The following is a 24,814-nucleotide window of genomic DNA, read 5'->3' as shown; positions in this document are numbered from 1 at the left end:
GGAAATAATGTATTCACACAAACAAAAAGAAATAAATAGTATACATTATTTATATAATTGTGTTATACTATTGTTGGGGATTACGAGAAATATTTCATTAAATGAAAAGGATGGTATATAAATATGAGTACTGTGAATGTCCAAATTGGTTTACATGAATTATTGAACGGAAGCAATGCACAGATTCAACTAAGTGTTCCGCAATTAGTGGAAAAAGTATTAATGCGAAATGAAGGGAAATTAACTTCTACTGGTGCCGTTTCTGCTTCAACAGGAAAATATACAGGACGTTCTCCTAAAGATAAATTTATTGTGAAAGAAGCATCGGTTGCTGACAAAATTGCTTGGGGAGCTGTAAACCAACCGATTTCTGAAGAACATTTTAATAAATTATATACTAAAGTTTTAGAATACTTAAAAGAAAAAGAAGAGTTATTCGTCTTCAAAGGATTTGCAGGCGCTGACCGCAATTACCGCCTACCAATTCAAGTTATTAATGAATATGCATGGCACAATTTATTTGTACATCAATTATTCATTCGTCCAACTGAAGAAGAATTAACAACTCATGAGTCAGGGTTCACAATTGTTTCTGCACCGAACTTCAAAGCTGATCCAGCTGTTGACGGTACAAACTCTGAAGCATTCATTATGGTTTCATTCGAAAAACGTATTGTACTAATTGGTGGTACAGAATACGCTGGAGAAATGAAAAAATCAATCTTCTCTATTATGAATTTCTTACTACCTGAACAAGATATTCTTTCTATGCATTGCTCTGCAAACGTAGGTGAAGAAGGTGACGTAGCACTATTTTTCGGTTTATCTGGAACAGGTAAAACAACTTTATCTGCTGATCCAAACCGTAAATTAATTGGTGATGATGAGCACGGTTGGTCTGATAACGGTGTATTCAATATTGAAGGCGGTTGCTACGCAAAATGTGTAAACCTTTCTCACGAGAAAGAACCACAAATTTTCGATGCAATCAAATTTGGATCTGTTTTAGAAAACGTTATCATTAATGACCAAACGCGTATCGCAGACTACAACGATACTACTTTAACAGAAAATACTCGTGCTGCATACCCTATGCATGCGATCGACAATATCGTACTGCCAAGTGTTGCTGGACACCCAAATACCATCATTTTCTTAACTGCTGATGCATCTGGCGTATTGCCTCCAATCAGTAAGTTATCAAAAGAACAAGCTATGTATCATTTCTTAAGTGGTTACACTAGTAAACTAGCAGGAACAGAGCGCGGTGTTACATCTCCGCAAGCTACATTCTCAACTTGCTTCGGTTCACCATTCTTACCACTTGATGCATCTCGCTACGCTGAAATGCTTGGTGAAAAAATCGAGAAACACGATGCGAAAGTATTCTTAGTAAACACTGGCTGGACTGGTGGCGAATACGGCGTTGGTAAACGTATGAACTTAGGTTACACTCGTGCAATGATTCAAGCAGCATTAAGCGGCGAACTTGCAAAAACTGAAACAGCTAAACATGACATCTTCGGTCTTGAAGTTCCACTTCACGTACCAGGTGTACCTGACGAAGTGTTAATGCCTGAACAAACTTGGGCTGATAAAGCTGCTTACAAATCAAAAGCAATCGAGCTTGCAAATGAATTCAAAGAGAACTTCAAAAAGTTCGAAAGCGTTTCTGAAGATATTATTAACTTAGGCGGCCCAATCGCTTAAATTAAAAATTTCTGTTGGAATAACCCTTTACTCATATGAATAAGTGTCGTGTAAACGTAAAGTTTCGCGTACTCACCGACAAAACCCAATGCGGCTTAACGGTTACACACACTTACATAAAAAAGAAGCTTACGTGAAAACGTAAGCTTCTTTCTATATCTTATATAAAGTGAAACGTTAATCTCTTGATCTGTGACTTAAATCATAAAATGGCATGCCAACATCTATAATTTTACAGAAAATTCACTTTATATTTATTCGTTTTTAGTTTTTTTATGATACAATTTACATATACAGGAAAGGGTGAGACCTATGAAAAATTTTTCTCGTACAGGAAAAATTTTATTCAGTTATGGAGCGATTCAAGTTTTTTGGGGACTTGTAATGCTTAACGTTAATTTATTTGAGCATACAAGTGAAACGATAAAATATATTATTCTAATTACCGGAATAGTTTGCTGTCTTATATCCAACTTTTTTAAAGAAGCTAAGAGTCATACTAATACGTAATTTCATGTTAACTTATTGGAAGCAGAAACCTGTATTTTATGTAAAGTTATGCTTCCTGCTGTACTATCCATCACTGAATCACTTATCCCAGAGTAAACCCATTTCAACAGAGACAAATCATGGCTTCGAACATATAAATTATATCCCTACTCACTACATCTCTCGGGTTTCACATCACATGGGGCTAAAAAAGGCCCTGACCGCTTCTATCCGTGGCTGGATCATCTATTCCATCTAAAAAGAATTCTTTTATCTTTTTATCTTTTTTAGCTCTTTGTTAGTTCTTTCTCATCTTTCATGCTATAGTAACCTAAATTCACAACGATTAAGAAATAACCACCCATAATCCCTACTGCAAACGCCCACATAACCATGTGGTGCTCAATTTCGTACATAATAATAGCACCCAAAATGGCAGCTGCAAAACGGTTAAACATACCGAGTGTCGGTGCTTTCGTCTTCTTTACAATACTATCTCCAAGCTTCTCAATTCTTCTCCCTAAAAGCCAAACGCAATACATACTTACAATAAGCCCAATTCCAGCGCCTAAAAAGTGTGCTGAAAACGGTGTTAACATCCATCCTAGTAACAAAATACCTAGTATATAATACGATTGGATTTTAAATGATCTTAGTGACATACTAATCATGCTGTACCTCTCTTCATTCGTTCTTATCTATCCAACAAAAAATTTCTTTCAAATTCATATTCCTTAAATCCATTTCATTTAAATTAAAAATAACATAAACAGTATGTTTATGTTGTTTAAATGTTTTTAGAAAATAATATTATACAAGATTTCAAACATCATATTCTCATATTTTGTGACGGTTTTTCAAACTTTTTTCGTCCATTTATGAAAAAAATGATATCAATCTATGAACATACGGATATGATGTAATAAGCACACAAATAAAGGGGGCGTCTAATGATTTATTTTTTAATGGCTCTCATTCACCTCATTATCCCTGCACTTATTGGACTTTCATTGTATTGGTACACGAAAAATCATAGCATTTTTTACGCTGTCCTCGGTGTTCTTCTTCCAGGTATTATTCTTATTACACTCTTCCGTATTCCATTTTTAAACTTAATTCCACTTCTTACTGCTATCTTATTTCTCATCTTCTTACCAAAAATAAAAAAATAGGAAAGCAGATCATAGGTGATCTGTTTTCCTATTTTGATATAGGTTCCCCTGCAATAGAATGAACTTTTCCTTTCTCGGATTTCACAAACCATAGACCGACAAAAATGATAATTCCACCGATGATCTGTTGAAACGATACATATTCATTTGCCCAGACAGCTGCAAATAAAACAGCTACAAGCGGCGTTATATACATATATACCATCGTATGTGACGCTCCAATTTTTTGAACACCAACATACCACATTACTAGACCAAATACTGTTACAAAGAAAATAGAATATAGTAAAGCAAATAGTGTCATTCCGTGAATAATGTGAAATGGCATGACAAACACATGCGGACCACTTAACAATAATAGCGGAATCGCACCCACTAGCGCAGACCATGCTGTAACACGTAATGCTGAATATTTTTTAATTAATGGTCCTGCTAAAACAGGATAAAGCCCCCAGCATATTGATGTAATAAGTCCAATTCCATTGCCATAAAAAGAACTAGTAAGTGAATGCCCTGCTACTAAAACTAATGCTGCACCAACAAAAGCAATCATAGAACCGATTAACTTTCGAGAAGAAAAATTTTCTTGTTTCAGAAAAATCGCAAATACAGTTGTAAAAATAGGTGATATAGAAATGAGTAAAGAGGCATTTGTAGCGGATGTATATTTGACAGTTTCCATAAATAGCGTTTGATACAGTACAATACCTACAACGCTAACGATGATTAATCTAGGTATATCCTTTCGCTCCATATAAACCGACTTTTCAATAAAAAAGGTAAGGAGTAACAGAAGCGGTGCCGCCGCCATCATACGAAGTGCAGTAAACTCAATTGCTGTAAATTCTAAAAGTCCATACTTCGCAATTGTATAGTTAATCCCCCAAATAATAACAACACTTAAAATTAATAACTCAATTCCCCATCTTCTCATGCGTATCCCCTCCGCAATGAAGATTATACAGAAAATTCAATCACATGTACATTTCATTATGTGAAAAAATCTTCGTATTGTCAGGAGAGGTGTACGTTATTTGGTGTATGAATTTATATCGGCGATTTTTCGAATATATCGGCGCAACTCGAATTATATCAGCGATTTTTTAAATATATCGACTTATCAACAAAAAACGACAATAATAGCAACTTATACAATAAAAAAAGGTGGTTCCAACATACATTTTGGACCACCTTTCCTTTACTACACTCGAACATGTAACTTCATATTCGGATTATAAAATTGGCTCGGACTCTTCAGCTGAAAAGTTCCTCCACCTTCATGCCAATCAACCGTTAACTTATCGTCCATAAATACAAGCTTTGTACGATCAGCGATAAAATTCATTGTGCTTGATTCAATATCCACATCGCGCTCATCTTTCTCTGCTACAGCTACTAAATCGATGATTCCGCTCATGACACAACCGCAACCCTCATTATCGTAAAATAACTTTATATATTTCGCTTCACTTGGAATCGTATCCATAATCTTTTTATATGCTGCTTCTGTTACAGTAACGTACATATGTTAATCTTCATCCTCTCTTCTCTTATCATTCATATATTGTATCACCATTTTTCTTAAAAGTTATATACAGAAAATTAAGACTAATATACAATGTATGTGATAAAGTTTCAGCAATCGAGCTTTTATGAGTAGTTCATGCAGGAGAAAGGATGTTTACTATCTGTGTTCAAACTACAACGCTATCCTATGTTATTAGGTCTATTTAGTATTTTCTTCATTTCTAGCGGAAGGCTATTACAGCATGTACTTCCCTATTCTCCTTCTATTAGCTGGATTCTAGGTTTTATTTGTTTCCTATCCGCTTCTTATTTTGCTACGAAGAATATAAACAACTCATAAAGCAAGAATCATCTTAAGGAGGATTATTAAACATGCCAGCCTTAAAAAAAATAGAGCAATCACTCGATCACTTATTTCAAATTGAAAAATACGGAAAAGATAGTGCCTTTAGTCGATTTATACCAGCCGTATATGATCCTATCAAATTTCCTTGGCAACAATTTTTTGAAGCAAATTTTGTAGATTTATTTAACGGCCTTATGATGCACGGATCTGAACATGTAACCAAAGTATTTTTAGCTGTATTCCCTACAGATGACGTTCTTGAAACATTCATTTCACAATCCACACCCGGTGATTTACTCTTTATGCACCATCCCCTTGTAATGGAGTGCGGTGATCCAATTGGAAGATCCGGTCGAGGTTTCATACCAATTCCTGAAAAATATTTGCAAGAAATAAAAGAAAAACAACTTTCTATATATACATGTCACGTACCAATGGATTTTCATCAAACGCATGGAACGAGTATTTCAATTGCAAAAGCATTAAACGCTACTGTAGTGGACGACTTTGCATATGGAGGTCCAGAACAAGAACCAGTTGGCCTTATTTGTGAAATAGATGAAACATCAACAGAAGCACTCCAAAAACATCTAAAAAAACTCTTCCAGATTCCTTACACAGACTTCGAAGGTAAACGACATGATTCCATCAAAAAAATCGCAATTATCGCTGGATGTGGCGATGTTGTATCTTTAATGAAGGAAGCAGAAGAAAAAGGTGCTGAAGCATATATTACAGGAGAAATCCATTGCCATATCGACAATGATTACGGCCGATATAAATACTCACTCATTATGGATTATGTAAAAGAAACGAATATGTCTCTAATTGGTGTGTCACACTCTGCCTCTGAATATTTAGTGAAAGAGACATTGATGTATGATTGGTTTAAAGAGAATTTTGATGTGGATGTTATTTTGCTTCCACAGGAAAAATGGTGGCTCTAACACTATCATTTTTTTAATTTATATACACAATACAATCGACCACAGAAAAATAGATAAAGTGAAACCTTAATCAGTGGGGGGTCTTCATCCCCCACTGATTATCATCCCTCACCAATCGGACTGCCCGGCAAATAGCTGAATAAATGAGAACGCACATGTACCAACGTAAATGCTTTCGTTGTGCCAGAAAACGAACCTACCAGTATTATAGCTGGAAACCTATTTTTGAGGGAGAATACAACCTGTCTTTATATTCATGCCGCAAGTGCTGTATGTTCTATTTTTCTAATTACTGATATATAGCAATTCATTTCATAAAAAAAGACCCGAGATTCGGGTCAACAAATAGAAATATAAATGAACTACAACAAATAACAGACAAAGCCATTATATATTTTTCATAGTAAAACATCCATTATTTTCTTTTTTCACTATCAATATATTATTTTTCGTTATCGTCCTCTTTTTTAGAACGTCTACCTAAGAAGAACACAAAAACATCACTTCCAAATAAGTGATGTTTTTTGTAGTTAATGCAGTGGTAACATAACCTCAACCGTCGTTCCAACCCCAACTTCACTTTCAAAACTCATTTTACCATTGTGATCTTTAATAATTTTTTCTGTAACTACTAAACCTAGACCAGTTCCTGTTTCTTTCGTTGTATAAAAGGCTTCATTTAACTTTGGAATTTTATCTTTCGGAATACCACATCCCTCATCTTTCACTTGAATGATGATTCCATCTTTTACAGTAACTTTAATCGTAATTGTTCCGCCAACTGACATTGCTTCAATTGCATTTTTGATTAAATTAAAAAAGACTTGTTTTAATCGTTTTTCATCACATGTAATTGACGGTAAGTCTTTACTGTAAATACCTTGTATGTGAACTCCTTGTTTTAAAGCAGGCTTTTCCATAACTCGAATAACATAAGAGATAATTTCTTGTATGTTATGAGTTTCTGATTCTAGTGATTTAGATTTCTCAAATCCACTAAGTTCTGTAGCAATTATATGGATCCGATCTACTTCTTGTTTCATAATATCACTATAAATTTTATCTTCCGGATGCTTGTCTGCTTGTTTATTCACAAGTTTTTTTAAGTTTGCTAAAGGTCTTCTAATCTTATAACCAATAACCGTTGCCATCTTTCCAACAGCTGCTAGTTTTTCTGTCTGTTTTATTTCTTTGTCCATCATTTCAAGCGTTCGAACGTAAGACTGAACCCTCAAAAATATAATCCAACATATGATAGTAAATATACTATATAATGCCATTGGGATTAAAACGAGAGAAGATTGAATAATGATTCCTGTAAGAGCGTACTTCCCAACAAGTATCGCTGGAACTAACCAGAAATATCTTTTATTTACAAAGATTGGTGCGAACAAAATAAAAAATACTTCTACTATATTTCCACCGTCAAATTCCGCATCGCTACCATAATAAATCATAATGTTATGGATACAATCTAATACATTATAGCCAATTAGAATAATATACTTTACCGGAAAAACATTCTTCCATTTCATAAAGTATATTCCAATGCAAAACAATACTACCATCAAAAAGTAAAGCCATAAACCTAAACCATCTTCAAACTTTCCTACGCCTTCTTGCTCTCCCGCGATTAAAGGTACGATAAATTCATAGGCAAGATCATACACAAAAAATATAATAAAAAATAAACTTAAAAATACTTTCAACGCCTTTATTTCTTCATTTTTAAATATATAGCCTTTATTCATATGGTAACTCCTAGCTTTTCTTCCACTTGGATTTCAGTATTTCCACACTTCCTTGGCAAAATAATGTCTATTCTCGTTCCAGTATTTCTTTCACTTGAAATATGTAGCTCACCAAGGTGCTCGGTGACAATTCGATTCGCTACTGTAAGACCCAGACCAATTTTATCTTGTTTCGTTGTATAAAAGGCCTCTGTAACACGGGCTAAGTTTTCTTGCTTAATACCATGACCATTATCAATTAAGCTGATCATTACATACTCTTTTCCTTTATTCTCTAATCGTAAATGTAATATGCCACCTTGCTCCATTGCTTCTAAAGCGTTTTTTATTGTATATAAAAAGACTCCTCTTATTTTTCGTTCATCGCATTCAACTTCTATTGTTTTTTCTTCCACATTAGAAATAAGCTGCACATTTAATTCATTCATTTTTTCGCGAAGAGTTGTTGTTGCTTGTAATACAATCTTTCCTAGATCATGTTTCTTATAAATAGAAGGCTTGCATGTAGCAACTTCCATCAACTCGCTTATCATATTATTCATATTTTCTATTTCAAAAATCATACGTTTATAAACAGGATCCTCTTCATGCTTCTCTCTTTGTAATTGCGTAAATCCTTTTAATGAAGCGAGTGGATTTTTAATTTCATGTCCAACCGTCGCTGCCATTTTTCCGATTACTGCTAATTTTTGTGATTCACTAGCAATCGCAATACTTTCCTTTACAGCTGAAAGATATTGTAAAAATCGGTTTAAAATGATATATGCAACTATTAACATAAGGGTATACATAATAAGGAACATAAATGCTTTTATTTCCTCTAATACAAATAAATAAATTAAATATTTTCCTACAATAGAGGAAAGCAAAAACACATAAAATTTTTTATTTAAAAATATGGGTACAAAGAAAATGAGAATAATCTCTATTATATTTGTCGCATCAAACGCCGCCTTATTATAAAAAATATACGAAATTATATTAGCGATTTCTATCCCTATGTATGCAAATATCCATGCATATTTAACAAGGTTTGCCTTTTCTTTTTTTAGTAAATATATATTCACGCACAGTATTGCTACTCCGCAAATAACTTGCCATATTATGTTGTATCCCTTATCCATTATTGATTTATCTTCTAATACGATTGCATAAAAAATTTGATATGCAATAACAATGACATATAACACCCATAAAAGGATTTTTGCATTCCTTTCTTCTTCTTTATATGATAGGAAACTTTCTTTCACTTCAACACCCCTTCAAAATAACATCTCAAAGAATACCATTTATTATAATAAATGATTTTCACAGACAAACAAAGATAAATCGAACATTTGAGGAAAATCGTACCAAAAACGCAATATATTTAGACTATATACAGAGCATAAAATCTATGATCATTAATACGTATATTATGGAGGATGTTTTATATAGACGGCCCAAAAAGTAAAACAAAGCTTTTAGAATGGAACCTATTGATAGAACAGGGGGAGTTTTATGTTTGTTACGGTCGAGAAAGATGTGCATATTTTTGTGCAAGACGTTAATCCTGGTCCAGGTAGTAAGACTGTTTTCTTCGTTCACGGATGGCCTTTAAATCATCAAATGTATCAATATCAACTCAATGTTTTACCAGAGCATGGCTTTCGCTGTATCGCCATGGATATACGAGGAAATGGGCAATCTGATAAGCCATGGACTGGTTACACGTATGATCGATTAGCCGATGATATCGCAATTGTTCTAGAAGCACTCCAAGTAGAGAACGCTACGTTAGTCGGTTTCTCAGTTGGTGGTGCTCTTTCTATTCGCTATATGTCTCGCTATAATGGGCGCCGCATTTCTAAGCTCGCATTAATTGACGCTGTCTCCCCCTCTTTCGTTAAAAATCAAGAGTCCCCTTACGGTGTACCGAAAGAACAAGCAGATGCCCTTATTAATCAAATTTATGCTAATTTACCAAAATTTTTAAATGATGTATCTTTGTCCTTTTTCAATAGAAACTTAGGAGCCGCAACCCTTGAATGGTTTTCTTATCTCGGTATGCAGTCCGCTTCTTATGCCCTTATCAAAATTTTACAAGCAGCTGCAAATGAAGATGTAACGAAAGATTTAAATAAAATTAACGTTCCAACAAAAATCTTCCACGGCGTTCACGACCAACTAATTCCTTACAAAAGCGCTGAGCTTACGCAACAACGAATTAAAAATTCTCAGTTACATGCTCTTACAAATAGTGGTCATGGTTCACCAATCGATCAAGCGAATGAATTAAATAAAGAACTGATAAAATTTTTACATGCATAACAACTGCAATACAAGAATGAAAGTTAATATGATCGATTTTTTACAAAACATAAAATTCACACATTTCTCACAAATACACAAATAAAACGATTACATTTTCATATATACTAAATGTACAAGTAATACTCCCTAAACCCAGCTTGTCTGGTTACCCCGTTAAATACTATGAAAAAAGAACTTGTATCGTTATACAAGTTCTTTTTGTTTCTTTTATTTAAAGAGGATATCTTTACTATATTGATTTCCGACGAGTAAATCATATTGGAGCATTTTATATTGCTCTAACATTTCTTTTTGTTTCTTTGTTAAATCATTGATTACTTCTCCATTTTTATCAACTTTTAATTCATCTCTAAGCACTGGTATTTCCTTGTAAAGTTCCGATAAAAATTGATAAAATGAGGATTTATTTAATCCTGCATAATCAAAAATAAGATTAGAAAAATGAATTGGACTTACTAAACCTAAATTATCATTTGGCATATCAAAGTTTGCATACATTAATAGCGGCGTTTCCGCCATCCCTAAACGTTCACTTGGTGTTTTTTCATTCGTTATATACCCATTTTTTTTATAAAAAGATTTATTGGTTCCTAATGATGGAAGATGATCTCCAAAGAATACTAATAATGTAGGTCTATCTAAATTATCTAGTTGCTCAATTAAATATTGAAGTGCCTCATCTGAACGTCTTAATCCTTCTGTATACGTCTCTAATTCTCCCTTTGATTCTTCATTTTCTAGGCCGCTAATTTCTATTAGGTTTTCACCAAATCGGCCTTCTGTAAACGGAAAATGATTTTGCATCGTAACAGCATGAATAAATGTAGGTTGTTTTTGTTTCTCTAACTCAGCAATTATCTCTTTACTCATCGCTAAATCACTAATATAATCTCCATCAATATCCACATTTTCCATCGTATCCTCTGCATTGAACTTATCAAATCCTAACACCTTATATACATCATCACGTTTAAAGAATGTGCGACCAAATGAATGAATTGCACTTGTGTAATAACCTTCTTTTTTCAACGCCGTAGGGATTGATGGAATTTCTTTCTTATTTGTAATAACTTGCTGATATGGTATAGAACCTGGCTTTAACAAACTCATTGAATAACTTGTTAATGCCTCAAATTCAACGTTCGCCGTATTTCCCCCAAATGTAGGAGAAATAGTTTGTCCACCAGGAAAGTTTTCTATATAATGATGTAAATTTGGTACAGGATCTTCACTAAAAGAAAGGTTGGTTATTTTCGTGGGATCCCAAAACGATTCACTCATTACAAAAATAATATTCGGTTTCTCTTTTTTCTTTTGATTCCCTATATTTCCACTATATTGTTTTTTTATATCGTTTGCTATTTGAAGCATATTTTCATTAGAATAATTTTTTGGTTTTTCCATAACTGTTGTATCTAAATTGCTAATAAACCCAAGTACAAAACCATTTGAAGCATAGTTTTCATTTTGATTCCACAAAACAAAATCTACACCTGATTTTTGAAATACTTTATTCATAAATGTATTCGCAAAATTACCATACGCATATAGAACAAAAATAGATCCTACTACTAATAAGGCTCTTATTCCTAGATGAATCTTTACATTTTGAATATACCTTCTCATATATATCCCTGCTACAATACAAACTACGACACTTACGATAATGATAAACATATAACTCCAGCTAAAATAGTCCATCACCATCGGTATAACTGATTGCATATGCGTAATTTGTGTGAAATCAGAAGGATATAACGGATCACCTCTGAAAATAAGCTTCAAATAATTCACAATACATAAAATGACTAACGTACAGCTCGTTAAAACCATACTTAGAAAAACCTTACCTATTAAATTATATACAAGAATATATATTGCATAAATTACTACAAAACTTAATATAAACTGCATATTATAAAAGTAAATCCAATTCATTGCCTCTATGAAACTCATATTAACTTGCATGACAATATAAAATAACGCTACTGTATGAGCTAGCAAAAATAATATAAAATGCACTCGCAGGGATGCTCTAAGTATAGACATCTCTTTTTTATTGAAATGCGTAATATAAAACGTTATGCCCCATATGAAAATCATCATAACACTTAAAACAAGCTTTTGATTTAAATGATCTTTCATCATGTCTAAATTAAAAACCTTTAAAATTATAAACAGCATAGTTATTACTAATAAAGTCACCATACTACTTATAATGCTAGAAATTAATATATTTCTTTTTGGAAGATGAAAAAGTGTAGAACCATACTTCAATTCATTCCCTCGTTTCTATGTATTAATTTCACCCCGCATCGAAAAAACTATTTCTATTAAAATAACATATATTACATATTTCGTCTGCATACTTGCTTCTATCATGGATGTATTTTCTTAATATTCCCTTAATAAATAGTTAAATTTTGGCATACAAATTACTCATTCTTGAAAAACCTAATTTCAATATTCTACTTTATGATATAATAACTATGTTTTGGAAATCCTTAATACTATTAAAGATTTCACATGAAAATACGAAAGAATTAATAAAAAAGGAGTTGCTCATTTTTGCTTACTAAGTTTAAGAGTTTGCCTAAAGCGGTATATGCAATTTTGGCGCTTTCTTTCCTGTTGCACGTTTTTTGTTTAGTAAAACAGCCAGGACTAGATGGAGAGTTAGTCAAAGTAACATATGGTGCAAATGATGCATTTAACTATTCGTTAACAGCTGAACAACTATTAAAACATGGTGTATTTGGTTATGTGTATTTAGAACCTAGTGAGGTTCCAGGGAAAAATGCATATATCACACCAGGTCAGCCATTACTATTAGCTGGCGCTATGATTATTTCTGATATTACATCCATTCCTTACTATTACGTAGCAACTGTTATTAACATGATCATGAACCTTTGTACAGTACTATTAGTATTCTTAATAGGAAAAGAATTGTTCGAAAAAAACATTTATGGAATTGTTGCAAGTATTTTATATGCTATTTATCCAAGTAACTATACATACTTCCGTACATTACTAACAGAAGTTCCATCCATATTCTTATTGGCGTTATGTGTATATGTATTTGTTCTCGCATGGAAATACAATAAAACGAAATTCCATATATGGTTTGGAATTGTCGTTTCAATTTTACTTATGTTCCGTCCAAATCCAGCTCCAATGATGCTCATTCCTGTTCTTGTTGTGTTATTTACATATGGATTTAAAGACTCCATTCGAATCGGATTGTTATGGTTTATCGGACCGTTCTTGATTATTGGCGCATGGGTTGTTCGTAACTATTTAGCGCTCAACCAATTTATTTTATTCTCAACCCAAGGTGCAGATCCACTGATTGCCGGTGCAGATCCATTTAATAAAATTGGCTATGAAAATATAGTAAATGAAATGAGAGCTAAAGGCTTAGATGACAAAGGTGCATACGCTAAAGAATTAATCAAGAATGGATTTAAGACGGACTTCACTTATTGGTTCTCTTGGTTCACTGTCGGTAAAACAATTGAGTTATTCAAAACAGCTCCTGCTGTAGACCAATACCGTATTCATAACTTTATGCAACTATGTCATAGAGTGTTTATCATCGGTACATTCTTGAGCAGCTTCTGCCTCATGCTAAATTCATTTAAACATAAACGCGTTATGATGCTAGTAGCAAGTTCTATTATTTACATTATCTTCTCAAACTTATTCTTAGCAATTAACCGCTACGGATTTTTCATTAATCCTCTTATGTGCTTAATTCTTGCATACGGATTAATTCACATTGTGCAGAAGCTTCCATTCTTCCGCACTAACCAAGCATAATAAGAAAGAGGTCGGCCACAGATGGCCGACCTCTTTCTTATTATCCAACACTTTACACACGGCCAATTTGTACATTCTGTAATCGTACTTTAATTCCGTATGTATGTGTTTCTGTATTTGTCAAAATCTCTTTCACAACACCACTCACTGTTTTACTTATAAATGCAAGTTTTTGATAACTATTACTATAACGAAAAGAGAAAATGATTAGCATGTATATTATATAAAGAGAAGCAGCCATATTTTCCATACGATACATACGAGTACTATAATTACAAAATCAAAAAAATCTAATCTTGGACCTTTTTTCATATTCATATGTAAACACATATGAAACCATTTTATTTTTGTATATTTATGGATGTTTTTCTTTGCAAATCGGTAAATAAGTATTTGCATGATAAAAAATCCGGCTAAAAAAATAAATAATACGATGAGAAATCCAATCACAAAATTCTTCCTATTTTTGTAGCGTTTTTTCTACTATCCGATTTTTCAAAACCCACTCTTCAAACTGGGCACTTCCAAATTCCCAGCTAAGATCGCGAGCATGTACAGAAAAAACGTAATGACCAGCATATTCATCCATAAACCTACCTAACTCTACATCGTCTTTCTGAATACCGTATACTCCAAAATTAAAATACACATCCCATACGTCTTCATTCTTCCTCTTATAAGCAATCGATTCCATATCACATTCTGTTCCGAAATAATCAAGATGTAAATGTACGCTATCATCATATTCGTACTCCATTTTATCACCCCTTATATTTGTACTTCTTTATCACCAGAAAAATTCCTTCTATCTACACTCACATATGGGCACTTACCTACATATCATGCTTGTAGAGTGACTTCTAGGAGGTGTTATATAGTGAAAAAATTAATAGCTGTTTTTTGTATCACGTTACTAGCTGTTTTCACATTTACTGCTTGCAGTAGTAAAAAAGAAGGTACAAAAGAACAAACTCAAAATGTTCGAGTCGGCGAAGTTACCCACTCTCTCTTCTATGCCCCGTTATATGTCGGGATTGAAAAAGGATTTTTTAAAGATGAAGGATTAAATGTTGACCTCCAAACAACAGCGGGCGGAGATAAAACGATGACGGCCCTATTATCTGGTGGGATTGATATTGCTCTCGTCGGTTCTGAAACATCTATTTACGTTCATCAACAAGGCGCAAAAGACCCGATTATTAACTTCGCACAACTTACACAAACAGATGGAACATTTTTAGTTTCGCGTAAAAAATTAGACTCTTTTAATTGGAATGACGTAAAAGGTGTTACGTTTTTAGGACAGCGTAAAGGCGGCATGCCACAAATGGTTGGAGAATACGTTTTAAAGAAAAATGGCATTGATCCTCACAAAGACACAAACTTAATTCAAAACATCGAATTTGCTAATATTGCAAATGCCTTTGCATCTGGTACTGGAGAGTTTGTACAGCTCTTTGAACCGACTGCAAGTATACTTGAGAAAGAAGGTAAAGGTTATATCGTCGCTTCATTCGGAAATGAATCTGGTACTGTTCCTTATACAACGTTCATGGCAAAAGAAAGTTTCTTAAAGAAAGATAAAGCTGCTGCTGAAAAGTTCACACGTGCGCTCTATAAAGCACAGCAATGGGTTGATACACATAGCCCAGAAGAGATTGCTAATGTTGTTTCCCCGCTATTTAAAGACACTTCAAAAGACATTACAGTAAAAGTAATTGAACGATATAAAAAGCAACATTCTTATGCGACAAATCCACTATTAGATGCGGAAGAATGGAAACAGCTCCAAACGATTATGAAAGACGCTGGTGAATTACAAAAAGAAGTCCCACATGAAGCGCTCGTCAATACAAAAATTGCCGAAAGCGTTATTAAGAAATAGAGGCGAATTGTATGAGTTTTTTACAAATACGTAACGTTTCTCACTGCTTTTTTGCAAAAGAGAATGCCAAACTTATTCTCGAAGATATGAGCTTACAAGTGGAAGAAGGCGAATTTATTTCTATACTCGGCCCAAGTGGTTGCGGTAAAACAACGCTCCTCTCAATCATTGCTGGACTACTTGATCCAATTGACGGTATCGTCTTTTTAGATGGTGAACCGATTACAACGAAAACTTCATCTATGGGATATATGTTGCAGCAAGATTACTTATTCCCGTGGAAAACTATTGAAGAAAATATTATGCTTGGACTTCATATTCGAAAGATTTATGATGAACAGATGAAAAAACATACTTTAAATCTTTTAAAACAAGTCGGTCTACATGGGGTAGAAGGACAATATCCTCGTGAGTTATCCGGCGGTATGCGTCAACGTGCCGCTCTCGTTCGAACGTTAGCGACTAATCCGAAAATTTTATTACTAGATGAACCATTCTCCGCACTCGATTATCAAACGAAGTTAAAACTAGAAGAACTCGTTTTCAATTTACTAAATAAATATAAGAAAACATCATTACTTGTTACTCACGATATTGAAGAAGCGATTGCGATGAGTGATCGTATTTATTTACTGCAAGCGAATCCTGGAAAAATCGCGAAAACCTTTATCGTCCCGGAAAGTATTCGTTCTTTATCACCATTAGAAGCACGCCATCACTACGATTTCCCAGCCCTCTTTCAAGATATATGGAAGGAGCTGGAACGACTTGGATAATATAAAACAACTACATGAACAATTTCGAAAGAAAGAACGCAGGCGTGCTTGGATTGCTCGCTCACTACAGCTTTTACTACTTATTCTTTTCTTTGCACTATGGGAAATAGCTAGCAAAAAAGAATGGATCGATCCTTTACTCTTTAGCTCTCCTTCGAGTATTTGGGATCTCTTCTTAACGAAATGGATCGACGGTTCACTTTGGGTCCACATATGGACGACATTGCTGGAAACAGGATTAGGCTTCATTCTTGGAACGGTACTCGGTGCTATTATTGCCACGTTTCTTTGGTGGATGCCACTTCTAGCCCGCGTGCTTGATCCTTACCTCGTCGTCCTAAATGCAATGCCAAAAGTTGCACTCGGTCCAATCATCATCGTTATTTTCGGTCCAAACATTTCATCTTCTATCGCAATGGGAGTAATCATTTCCATCATCATTACCATTCTCGTTATTTACAGTGCATTTCAAGAAGTCGATTCTAACTATATAAAAGTAATGAACACATTTGGCGCAAATAAATGGCAATGTTATAAGCAAGTCGTCCTCCCTGCATCCTTTCCAGCAATTATCTCAACGTTAAAAGTAAATGTTGGTTTATCCTGGGTCGGTGTTATTTTCGGTGAACTTCTCGTTTCCAAACAAGGACTTGGCTACTTAATTAGCTACGGATTCCAAGTCTTTAACTTCACACTCGTTTTACTTAGCGTACTACTCACATGTGTTCTCGCAACTCTTATGTATGTATTTGTCGAGGCATTTGAAAAAATTCTAATTGGAACAAGAAAAAGAAGCTGACTCAAAACAGTGCGCTATAGTCAGCTTCTTTCTTTTACCTTTTATCACACATTTTCGTTTCATTTGTAATGTTTCCATCCGCAACCGTAACTGTATGAAAACAGTCTTTCACACGTACTGTAACGACATTATCTTTTCGATCTATCACATGATAATCATTAAACTTTTCATTCAAAGCACTACGAATTTGCTCCCCTTCAAAAATCGGAAAACCGTGAGACATTACCCAAATGAGACCAGCAACAGCAAGAATCGTTTTCATACGTTTCATTACCTCCTCGAGAGTAAACTTATAGTCCCTACAACACGTGCATTATAATTGTGTCTAAATTGTGACATTTTTATACTAATTCTATTTTATACCGCCAGTTCCTTCTTCTTTTAAATAAAAAATACAGAATTTTCAATTTCATCAACATAAGAAAAAACGCAAAGAATTTTTAATTCTTTGCGTTTTGCTTTAACGAAACTATATCGAACACATAACTCACATTAATCTCCACTTTGTTGTTCTATCGTTTTCGAAACATCATCTAATCCTGACAGCACTTCCGCTCTCATTTTTACAAGTTCAGGAAACTGATAGAAGAAAGCAATTTTCTTATATTTTAACTCTGTACCTTCTTTCACCTTTTTTGAATCTTGTAAAATGAACGCTGTAAATGTATCTGCGATATCTTCCGTTACATTTGTTGTTCCATACAGCGATACAAAATCATCATGCTTTTCTTTATAAAATTCAACTTGTGCCTCTTCACTTTCTTCTACTTTCTTTTCTGTCCACTCTTGCTCAATTGGTTTCCAAAATTCATTATAAAATTGGTTAATATACGAACTTTTTCTCACACATCCATTTTTCACGAACAGCGTTTTACATTTATTTCGATATGATGAAATGTCTTTCTCTTCATCAAACGCCTCTAAATACTTTCTATCCACTGGTACTTGTTTATGTCCAATCGTTAATACGTGAGCCGTTTCATGAATTAATGTTTTCATCACTTCATCTATATTCACCCCAGAATCAAGCACGTCTAAACTAAGCACCCAATCTCTCGGGTCATCCATACTTGGCATGACATGAGCAACAACGCCGTCATAACCATCCGTTATTAGATCAAACCCTGTTATATTCTCACGATATTTCACTGGAATGAGAGTGCGATACATGTCCCATAAAGTTTCATGATACTCTCTATCTTGCCGCTGGCTTAACAAATCATCTTTTGCTTCTTCGTCATCTGCAAAAGCTTTATTCAATCTTTTACGATCTAATTTCTCAAAATAAGGATCTACAATTTCATCATCATCGATATAATAAGAAGCTAAAAAAAAGTAATTATCATCCTCTTCTTTTTTCTGTTCCGCCTCTTTCATATTCATACTTTCATACTCTTCTATGTCATAATCCTCTACTTTTTCAAGTTCTGAAAGTCCCTCTATCTTTTTATACACTTTTTGTAATGTTTTATCTCCTATTTGCTTGCACTCTTCTTCTGTTTTACAAATTTCTTTTTCTTTCGTAACCTCGAGAGCACTATCGCATCCTGCAACTAAACTGCTTGCTATAATACAACATACTAACTTGCCATATAGTTCCTTCATACAATCCCCCATTACTCCATTCTACAAAATATCATAATCATTTTTTTGCGAATATGCGATAATTAATTATAAAAACTGCAAGGAGGCTTCTCATGATTCGTGCAATCTTATTCGACTTAGATGGAACACTATTAGATCGGCGCCAATCTTTAGAACAATTTATTTGTGAGCAATATAATCGCTTCTCCTCACATTTGATGAGTATAGAGAAATCAAAGTATTGTTCTAGATTTCTCGAACTCGATAATAATGGCTATACGTGGAAAGATAAAGTATATGCTACTCTCCTTTCCGAATATAACATTACTACTTTAACGCACGAGCAACTGCTGCACGACTACATTACAAACTTCCAACATCATTGTATTCCTTTCAAAAACACGCATGAACTACTTCAACAGTTAAAACAGCGAGACATTAAAATTGGTATTATTACAAACGGTTTTACTGATTTTCAGATGAGCAACCTTCGAGCACTACATATACATACGTATGCAAACACCATTCTCGTTTCAGAAGCTCAAGGAATTAAAAAACCTCATCCTGAAATTTTCGAACGTGCTTTGCAAAGACTAGATGTTAAGGCAGAAGAATGTCTTTATGTTGGAGATCATCCAGAAAACGATGTGCTTGGTTCTGAACAAGTAGGGATTCTTGGTGTTTGGAAAAAAGATTCGTTTTGGGGTGATTTTAAGCATTCACGTATCGTAGATGATTTGTTGGAGGTGCTTTCGTTTTTAGAAGTGGAGATAAAGTGAAACTTTAATCAGCCCTCACCAATCGGGCTTTTACGGACAAATAACGGGATAAAAACACAATAATAGTAATTAAATTATATCAATGATTTTCACAACATATCGATTTACTGAAAAAAAATAAAAATAATAATAGGAGGTGTTGTTCAAAAACGCCTTCTATTATTATTCATACACTGTAAACTGTGGTTTACTCGGATGATCTTTTACTAGCGCATCATCTGGAAACTTTGAAACTTTTTGATATAAGGCAATGTCACCGATACAACCTGCTGTTAGTAGAATTCCTAAAAATGAGAGTAGCTCCAGATTCATAGCTAATCCCAATACAATTGGCAAAATTCCAGTTGGTAAAAATGGAAGCATTAACACTTTCTTCATTTGCTTTACTGTAACCGCCTGTTTAGAATGAGCATATGCAACACCTAATTTCCAATTAACGCCCCATTTTAGTTCACTCCACGGAACACCTCCGATATAGCGAAAGCCAATTAAATGTATCGCTTCATGAATACAAACGAGAACAATTATTGCTATAATAAAAAGAAACATCGTTAATAATGTAACTTCAACTTGAACCCCACCTGAAAGAAATATATGTAAATAACCAATTCCAAACGCCAAAGCAATTATTATAAAAAATAAAGAAAAGTTTAATTTAACCATCGAAACAGTAACAGTCGTTTCTTTTCTTTTATCCATCTTCCCCCTCCTAAAATGTAAATATATCTTTACAAAATTGTATAATATACCCAAAATAATATAAAGATATATTTACATTTATTCTTACATACAAAAAAAGAAACCGGCTACTTTACTTCGTAAAACAGCCGATTTCTTCTATATGTTTCATCGTACGCGCTAATACGTCATCGCGCATTATAAAGCTAAATTTTCTATTCGTTTTAATGTTGTCAGGAATGTCTTTTAATAAAACAGACCCTTTCGTTTCTTCGTAATGCGTATGTTCTTCTACCGCACTAATTGTTGCAAAATAAATGTTTTTAATGATTATTTTGTCTTTTCCAGATACTTTGTATTGTCCTAAGTAAGTTAAATCAGAAACTATGCCGCCGGTTTCTTCATGAACCTCTCGAACTGCCGCTTCTTCCGGTGTTTCCCCTAGTTCTACTTTACCACCTGGAAATTCAAGACCGCGACGTAAATGATGCGTTAATAACCATTGATCCCCGTACCGGCATACAACCCAAACATGCTTTGGCTCAGGAGAAAATGGATAACGTTCAAACGATAATTGTACAGTGTTGTGGTAATAATCTTTAAATTTGTACATGCCATTACTCCCCTATTGATGGTTACAAGTTTTTCCTACCACAAATTGTAGCATATTCTCGCTTTTCTGCATAATATTATCCAATTACAATCCATTGATTATTCCCATTTGCGCGACTAATTCTTTCGTCTCATGATTTCCTAAATCGTAAATCATTCTATATGCTTTTTGTAGTTGTTCATCATATCGGTCATTATTTGAATCGTGATGATACTCAACAAATGGAACGTGAGAGCGTACAAATGAACCTAAATCTTCTACATATGCTTGATCGAAGCGCTCTCTTAATTCCGTAATTTCCTCATCATTTGCATAAATTTCAAAATTATACGTATCCGCCGTCTTCACTTGTGAAATTTGACCATTTCCTATTGATATATAATATGTTTTTTTCGTTTCCATGTAACACCCTTCTTTCATCCTTTTATTTTCTATTGTTTTCATCAATTACAAAATTATGTAAAATAAAGAAAAGGAGGGGTTTTATGTTCAAAATATTAATTATCGGTATTATCATCGTCCTAATCATCCTCGTACTCTCCATCATGACAATTAATAAAGGCTATGCTTATAAACATTCCGTTGATAAACTAGAAGATAATCCTTATACAAAAAAGAATAAGGAGAATTCCTAATATGCTTCGTATACTCCGCATCACAATCGCACTCACTGTGTTCGTTATGTCGGCAATTGGATTATATACAGGTCAAAATAATTTTCTACCTCTTTCACAATTTCTATTAGGGGCTTTAATGTTTCTCATCGCATTTGAACAAATAAAGAAAAAGGAGGCAGCAACTGGGCTTATTTGTATTATTTCCGGTGCTTTCATTTGGATTGTTCTCATCATTAGCTATATAAAATAAAAGGAGGTACATGCATGCTAAAAGGAGTACGGATTACTTTATCACTTATTGCTTTATGTATAGCAATCTATAGTTTCTTTTCTAGTAATAGAGAAATTATGCCTTATATGTTCATCTTTTTAGGGATGATGGCTTTCGTTATTAGTATAGAGGAAATCTTAAAACAGCAAAAAGGTGGTAGTATACTTGCTCTGTTAGCAGGAGCTGGTGCTTTATTTCTTGGCTTCTCAGAAATATTTCGATAAATAGTCTCTTTAAAGGAGGTATACAATGCTAACTGGATTACGCTATTTTTTCATGCTTCTCACACTCTCTCTTTGCACTTATTCTCTTGCTACCGACAACTTCACACTTCTCCCATACATGCAATTTGCTCTCAGTTGTTTCTTTATTCTTCTAGGAATTAATGAACTGAAATCCGGAAGAAAATCAATGGGTATCTCGCATTTTTTCGTTTCTAGTCTTATGCTCTTCATTGTAATATCGAACTACTTTCACTAAAGATAACATGTAATTTCCAATCACCTACTGACCATTACCTCTCACTAATTTGGATTTTTTAAACAGTTAATAAATTGGAGGATACTATGCTAACAAACCTTCGAATCTTACTATCTGCTATTGCTTTTATTCTTGCTTTTTTTAGTCTTTTTACACGAATTTCTATTCTTTTCTCTTATGTATTTATCCTTTTAAGCATCACATTTATTCTTTCGGGAGTTGCTGAAATACAACAAAAGCAAAAATCGAAAGCTATCTTTTGTTTTATAGTTGGGATAATCACTTTCTTCGTTGAGATTTCTGACATACTTCCATAAAAAAGAAGAGCTTGTGTGCTCTTCTTTAACTCACTACTTTCAATCCAATAATCGTCCCCATAATCCCAACAATACAAATAATCCGAAAAGCGTTTTTAGGTTCTTGAAAAAATAAAATACCGACAACTGCTGCCCCGAGCGTTCCGATTCCAGTCCAAACTGCATATGCGATCGATAACTGAATTTCTTGAAGCGCCATCGTTAAAAATTGAAAACTAATAATAAAACCACCTATTAAAATAATATTATTCGTCCAACTATTATTTTTTGCTACTTTCTTTATCCCAATTACACCGACAATTTCAAAGAGCCCAGCTATAATTAAATAGATCCATGCCACTTTATTTCACCTCTTCCTTATTCCCACTAAATTTCAATCCGATAATAAATAGTGCCAATAAGCAAACGAGGAAAATTTTGATGAGCGAAAATGGTTCTTTGAAATATAAAATATCTACCAATATCGTTCCAACTGTACCAATCCCAGTAAATACTGCATATGCCGTACCAATTGGAATTTTTTTAGTTGCTTCAATTAGTAGTTGAAAGCTCACTAAAATTGCAATGAGTGTCAAAATACTCATTGAATTTGTTTTTAATCCTGTCGCCCAATATATTTCAATTAAGCCCCCAAATACTAAATACATCCACGCCCTATTTATGCTAATCTCCTTTTTCTTTTTCACTTCTTCTTTTATCTCTTCTCTTGTTTCTTGTTTCGAAGAATTACGCTTCTTTTTCGGAAAAAGAATGTAAGACATCGCCCATATAAAATGAATAATAAGCACTGATGTCCAGACACTTGTAATCGTATTAATCGTTTCATTTTTATAAAATCCAATTTGTTTATTTAAAATCCACTCTTTCATATGAAGGAAATAGGAACCGCTTGGCAACTCTTGAGCTGGTACAAGCCCTACTATAAAAATAAATAGAAGCTGTGCAAAAATGAAAATCCCCAGATGCTTATAAAAATATTGCCTCTCCATCCGCGCATGCTTAATTCCATATAGCTTCTCTTTTCCCGCGCCAGTCATTTACCCTCCTCCTTTTTTAAATAACAATCTATCATCTTTTCTATATAATTCATCGTTTCTAAATCAAGTCCGTATACTCTTGCAATCTCTCCCTCTTCAGGTTTAATTAAATCCCAATACTTATTTATTAATTGTTCATCTTCATGAAATACGTGCATTGAAAAAGCCACTACCCTTTCCGCTAACATTTGAATTTCCGGTGAATCTACTGGTTCATTTATACGCTGACGAATTTCTCTTAATACTTGTAACCATTCTTTTGTTCTTTCATCGTTTTCTTCAAGTGTTGGTAAATCCTCTATAACCTTCTGTTCTTCCTCCGTAAAATATTTTTGTCGGAAATTTTCTCTCTGCTCAATTCCCTGTACTGATTTTATGAATAACATTAAATCTTCTGTTTTAAGCTCTCCTGTTAATTCAATGGAATGAAATGCTGTATATAATAGTTTTTCTAAGTCCTTTAATCTTTTTACTTCCGCTTGTATTGTTTGAATTTCATTTTGAATTGCACTTTTCCATCTTTCTTCTGAATTCCCCTTTTCCTCTTTTAACACTTTTTTTATTTCCGAAAGCTTAAAACCAAGCTTTTTAAACGTTGTTATTTGTTGCAATGTAATTACATCATCTTTTGAATAGTAACGATATCCTGACTCAGCAACGTACGACGGTTTTAATAATCCAATTTCCTCATAATATCTAAGTGTTCTCGTCGTTACATTCGTTTCTTTTGAAATTTCACCAATGCTATACTTATCCATCGTTTCCTCCTCACGCCTTATTTATCTTCACTATAAACTTTGACGTATACGTTAAAGTCAATACTCCATTCACACAAAAAACTCCTGTTTTTCAAACAGGAGCTCTCATTAATATGTTCACCTACTGCCTTTCATTTCTTAAA

The 24,814-nt window shown here is 33.8% G+C and carries 30 protein-coding genes and 1 pseudogene; 14 read left to right on the top strand and 17 right to left on the bottom strand.

Features of this window, described 5'->3' with window-relative positions; translation table 11 throughout:
• The first annotated feature begins 123 nt into the window (after positions 1-123).
• Together pckA and CGQ22_RS00680 are read left to right on the top strand one after the other, a co-directional pair.
• The gene (gene pckA / locus CGQ22_RS00685; protein WP_000108811.1) at positions 124-1,710 is read left to right on the top strand and encodes a phosphoenolpyruvate carboxykinase (ATP); all 1,587 of its coding nucleotides are present in this window, start codon (positions 124-126) and stop codon (positions 1,708-1,710) included.
• Positions 1,711-2,022: 312 nt separating this feature from the next.
• On the top strand, positions 2,023-2,220 hold the full coding sequence (locus tag CGQ22_RS00680) for a hypothetical protein (RefSeq protein WP_000788123.1): 198 nt from the start codon (positions 2,023-2,025) through the stop codon (positions 2,218-2,220).
• Between the two features lie 266 nt (positions 2,221-2,486).
• On the opposite strand, the gene CGQ22_RS00675 is transcribed toward CGQ22_RS00680, so the two are convergent.
• The gene (locus CGQ22_RS00675) at positions 2,487-2,870 is read right to left on the bottom strand and encodes an ATP synthase subunit I (protein ID WP_000624926.1); all 384 of its coding nucleotides are present in this window, start codon (positions 2,868-2,870) and stop codon (positions 2,487-2,489) included.
• A 279-nt stretch (positions 2,871-3,149) separates the two neighbouring features.
• On the opposite strand from CGQ22_RS00675, the gene CGQ22_RS00670 reads away from it, so the two are divergent.
• A complete protein-coding gene (locus CGQ22_RS00670; RefSeq protein WP_089148199.1) occupies positions 3,150-3,371 on the top strand; it encodes a hypothetical protein in 222 nt (73 codons plus the stop codon).
• Positions 3,372-3,399: 28 nt separating this feature from the next.
• On the opposite strand, the gene CGQ22_RS00665 is transcribed toward CGQ22_RS00670, so the two are convergent.
• The gene (locus tag CGQ22_RS00665) at positions 3,400-4,305 is read right to left on the bottom strand and encodes a DMT family transporter (protein ID WP_046946153.1); all 906 of its coding nucleotides are present in this window, start codon (positions 4,303-4,305) and stop codon (positions 3,400-3,402) included.
• A gap of 267 nt (positions 4,306-4,572) precedes the next feature.
• Positions 4,573-4,896: an iron-sulfur cluster biosynthesis family protein gene (locus CGQ22_RS00660; RefSeq protein WP_000289570.1), complete on the bottom strand. Its 324-nt coding sequence runs from the start codon at positions 4,894-4,896 to the stop codon at positions 4,573-4,575.
• 374 nt (positions 4,897-5,270) lie between these two features.
• Between CGQ22_RS00660 and CGQ22_RS00650 the strand changes: the two genes are divergently transcribed.
• On the top strand, positions 5,271-6,191 hold the full coding sequence (locus tag CGQ22_RS00650; RefSeq protein ID WP_001111116.1) for a Nif3-like dinuclear metal center hexameric protein: 921 nt from the start codon (positions 5,271-5,273) through the stop codon (positions 6,189-6,191).
• A 530-nt stretch (positions 6,192-6,721) separates the two neighbouring features.
• On the opposite strand, the gene CGQ22_RS00645 is transcribed toward CGQ22_RS00650, so the two are convergent.
• Together CGQ22_RS00645 and CGQ22_RS00640 are read right to left on the bottom strand one after the other, a co-directional pair.
• Positions 6,722-7,942, bottom strand: a complete 1,221-nt coding sequence (locus CGQ22_RS00645) for an ATP-binding protein (protein ID WP_001032632.1) — start codon at positions 7,940-7,942, stop codon at positions 6,722-6,724.
• Positions 7,939-9,192 (bottom strand): ATP-binding protein, encoded by a 1,254-nt coding sequence (locus CGQ22_RS00640; protein WP_000664880.1) that lies wholly within the window; start codon positions 9,190-9,192, stop codon positions 7,939-7,941. Before CGQ22_RS00640 ends, CGQ22_RS00645 begins: the two co-directional genes overlap by 4 nt.
• Before the next feature lie 250 nt (positions 9,193-9,442).
• Between CGQ22_RS00640 and CGQ22_RS00635 the strand changes: the two genes are divergently transcribed.
• Positions 9,443-10,252: an alpha/beta fold hydrolase gene (locus tag CGQ22_RS00635; protein WP_089148198.1), complete on the top strand. Its 810-nt coding sequence runs from the start codon at positions 9,443-9,445 to the stop codon at positions 10,250-10,252.
• A gap of 210 nt (positions 10,253-10,462) precedes the next feature.
• Here CGQ22_RS00635 and CGQ22_RS00630 read toward each other — a convergent pair whose 3' ends face one another.
• Complete coding sequence (locus CGQ22_RS00630; protein WP_089148197.1) at positions 10,463-12,532, bottom strand: LTA synthase family protein; 2,070 nt, start codon at positions 12,530-12,532, stop codon at positions 10,463-10,465.
• A gap of 291 nt (positions 12,533-12,823) precedes the next feature.
• Between CGQ22_RS00630 and CGQ22_RS00625 the strand changes: the two genes are divergently transcribed.
• Positions 12,824-14,077 carry a glycosyltransferase family 39 protein gene (locus CGQ22_RS00625; RefSeq protein ID WP_000956216.1) on the top strand — a complete coding sequence of 418 codons (1,254 nt, stop codon included), beginning with the start codon at positions 12,824-12,826 and terminating at the stop codon, positions 14,075-14,077.
• A gap of 52 nt (positions 14,078-14,129) precedes the next feature.
• Here the strand turns inward: CGQ22_RS00625 and CGQ22_RS32305 are convergent.
• The 3 genes and pseudogenes from CGQ22_RS32305 to CGQ22_RS00610 all read right to left on the bottom strand — a co-directional run.
• Positions 14,130-14,234, bottom strand: a pseudogene (locus CGQ22_RS32305) (DUF2196 domain-containing protein); the annotation flags it as partial.
• 62 nt (positions 14,235-14,296) lie between these two features.
• Positions 14,297-14,527 (bottom strand): hypothetical protein, encoded by a 231-nt coding sequence (locus CGQ22_RS00615; RefSeq protein ID WP_089148195.1) that lies wholly within the window; start codon positions 14,525-14,527, stop codon positions 14,297-14,299.
• Between the two features lie 10 nt (positions 14,528-14,537).
• Entirely contained in the window at positions 14,538-14,834 is a 297-nt protein-coding gene (locus tag CGQ22_RS00610) for a DUF3986 family protein (protein WP_000455579.1), read from the bottom strand.
• A 120-nt stretch (positions 14,835-14,954) separates the two neighbouring features.
• On the opposite strand from CGQ22_RS00610, the gene CGQ22_RS00605 reads away from it, so the two are divergent.
• Genes CGQ22_RS00605 through CGQ22_RS00595 form a run of 3 tightly spaced genes read left to right on the top strand, consistent with a single transcriptional unit; the run spans position 14,955 to position 17,537 of the window.
• The gene (locus CGQ22_RS00605) at positions 14,955-15,962 is read left to right on the top strand and encodes an ABC transporter substrate-binding protein (RefSeq protein WP_000733222.1); all 1,008 of its coding nucleotides are present in this window, start codon (positions 14,955-14,957) and stop codon (positions 15,960-15,962) included.
• Between the two features lie 11 nt (positions 15,963-15,973).
• Positions 15,974-16,738 carry an ABC transporter ATP-binding protein gene (locus CGQ22_RS00600; RefSeq protein ID WP_000009031.1) on the top strand — a complete coding sequence of 255 codons (765 nt, stop codon included), beginning with the start codon at positions 15,974-15,976 and terminating at the stop codon, positions 16,736-16,738.
• On the top strand, positions 16,731-17,537 hold the full coding sequence (locus CGQ22_RS00595; protein ID WP_000368769.1) for an ABC transporter permease: 807 nt from the start codon (positions 16,731-16,733) through the stop codon (positions 17,535-17,537). The genes CGQ22_RS00600 and CGQ22_RS00595 overlap by 8 nt, the downstream gene beginning before the upstream one ends.
• A gap of 34 nt (positions 17,538-17,571) precedes the next feature.
• Here the strand turns inward: CGQ22_RS00595 and CGQ22_RS00590 are convergent, their stop codons facing one another.
• Positions 17,572-17,799, bottom strand: coding sequence for a hypothetical protein (locus CGQ22_RS00590; RefSeq protein WP_000849112.1), 228 nt, complete (start codon positions 17,797-17,799; stop codon positions 17,572-17,574).
• Positions 17,800-18,029: 230 nt separating this feature from the next.
• A complete protein-coding gene (locus CGQ22_RS00585; protein ID WP_139032799.1) occupies positions 18,030-19,142 on the bottom strand; it encodes a regulator of G-protein signaling domain-containing protein in 1,113 nt (370 codons plus the stop codon).
• Positions 19,143-19,234: 92 nt separating this feature from the next.
• Here CGQ22_RS00585 and CGQ22_RS00580 point away from each other — a divergent pair, with 92 nt between their 5' ends.
• Positions 19,235-19,900 carry an HAD family hydrolase gene (locus tag CGQ22_RS00580; protein ID WP_089148193.1) on the top strand — a complete coding sequence of 222 codons (666 nt, stop codon included), beginning with the start codon at positions 19,235-19,237 and terminating at the stop codon, positions 19,898-19,900.
• A 162-nt stretch (positions 19,901-20,062) separates the two neighbouring features.
• On the opposite strand, the gene CGQ22_RS00575 is transcribed toward CGQ22_RS00580, so the two are convergent.
• From CGQ22_RS00575 to CGQ22_RS00565, 3 genes are all read right to left on the bottom strand, one after another.
• Positions 20,063-20,599: a DUF3267 domain-containing protein gene (locus CGQ22_RS00575; protein WP_089148192.1), complete on the bottom strand. Its 537-nt coding sequence runs from the start codon at positions 20,597-20,599 to the stop codon at positions 20,063-20,065.
• Between the two features lie 112 nt (positions 20,600-20,711).
• Positions 20,712-21,191 carry an antimutator 8-oxo-(dGTP/GTP)ase gene (gene mutTA, locus CGQ22_RS00570; RefSeq protein WP_000276385.1) on the bottom strand — a complete coding sequence of 160 codons (480 nt, stop codon included), beginning with the start codon at positions 21,189-21,191 and terminating at the stop codon, positions 20,712-20,714.
• Between the two features lie 84 nt (positions 21,192-21,275).
• Positions 21,276-21,593, bottom strand: coding sequence for a hydrolase (locus tag CGQ22_RS00565; RefSeq protein WP_089148191.1), 318 nt, complete (start codon positions 21,591-21,593; stop codon positions 21,276-21,278).
• Between the two features lie 83 nt (positions 21,594-21,676).
• Between CGQ22_RS00565 and ytzI the strand changes: the two genes are divergently transcribed.
• From ytzI to CGQ22_RS00540, 4 genes are all read left to right on the top strand, one after another.
• Positions 21,677-21,826, top strand: a complete 150-nt coding sequence (ytzI, locus tag CGQ22_RS00560; RefSeq protein WP_000472791.1) for a YtzI protein — start codon at positions 21,677-21,679, stop codon at positions 21,824-21,826.
• Between the two features lies 1 nt (position 21,827).
• The gene (locus CGQ22_RS00555) at positions 21,828-22,058 is read left to right on the top strand and encodes a DUF3953 domain-containing protein (RefSeq protein WP_000944462.1); all 231 of its coding nucleotides are present in this window, start codon (positions 21,828-21,830) and stop codon (positions 22,056-22,058) included.
• A 14-nt stretch (positions 22,059-22,072) separates the two neighbouring features.
• Entirely contained in the window at positions 22,073-22,303 is a 231-nt protein-coding gene (locus CGQ22_RS00550; RefSeq protein WP_000912055.1) for a DUF3953 domain-containing protein, read from the top strand.
• 342 nt (positions 22,304-22,645) lie between these two features.
• Positions 22,646-22,876 carry a DUF3953 domain-containing protein gene (locus CGQ22_RS00540; protein ID WP_000957184.1) on the top strand — a complete coding sequence of 77 codons (231 nt, stop codon included), beginning with the start codon at positions 22,646-22,648 and terminating at the stop codon, positions 22,874-22,876.
• Between the two features lie 25 nt (positions 22,877-22,901).
• On the opposite strand, the gene CGQ22_RS00535 is transcribed toward CGQ22_RS00540, so the two are convergent.
• From CGQ22_RS00535 to CGQ22_RS00525, 3 genes are read right to left on the bottom strand one after another with little or no spacing between them, the layout of a single operon-like run.
• Complete coding sequence (locus CGQ22_RS00535) at positions 22,902-23,216, bottom strand: DMT family transporter (protein WP_000312334.1); 315 nt, start codon at positions 23,214-23,216, stop codon at positions 22,902-22,904.
• Position 23,217: 1 nt separating this feature from the next.
• Positions 23,218-23,913: a DMT family transporter gene (locus tag CGQ22_RS00530; protein ID WP_089148190.1), complete on the bottom strand. Its 696-nt coding sequence runs from the start codon at positions 23,911-23,913 to the stop codon at positions 23,218-23,220.
• A complete protein-coding gene (locus tag CGQ22_RS00525; protein ID WP_000362242.1) occupies positions 23,910-24,671 on the bottom strand; it encodes a MerR family transcriptional regulator in 762 nt (253 codons plus the stop codon). Before CGQ22_RS00525 ends, CGQ22_RS00530 begins: the two co-directional genes overlap by 4 nt.
• Positions 24,672-24,814: the final 143 nt, after the last annotated feature.

It is taken from the genome of Bacillus sp. M13(2017) (assembly GCF_002218325.1).
Lineage (GTDB): Bacteria > Bacillota > Bacilli > Bacillales > Bacillaceae_G > Bacillus_A > Bacillus_A thuringiensis_K.
Note: the sequence above shows the minus strand (reverse complement) of the source record. Positions and strands in the feature narration are given on the sequence as shown.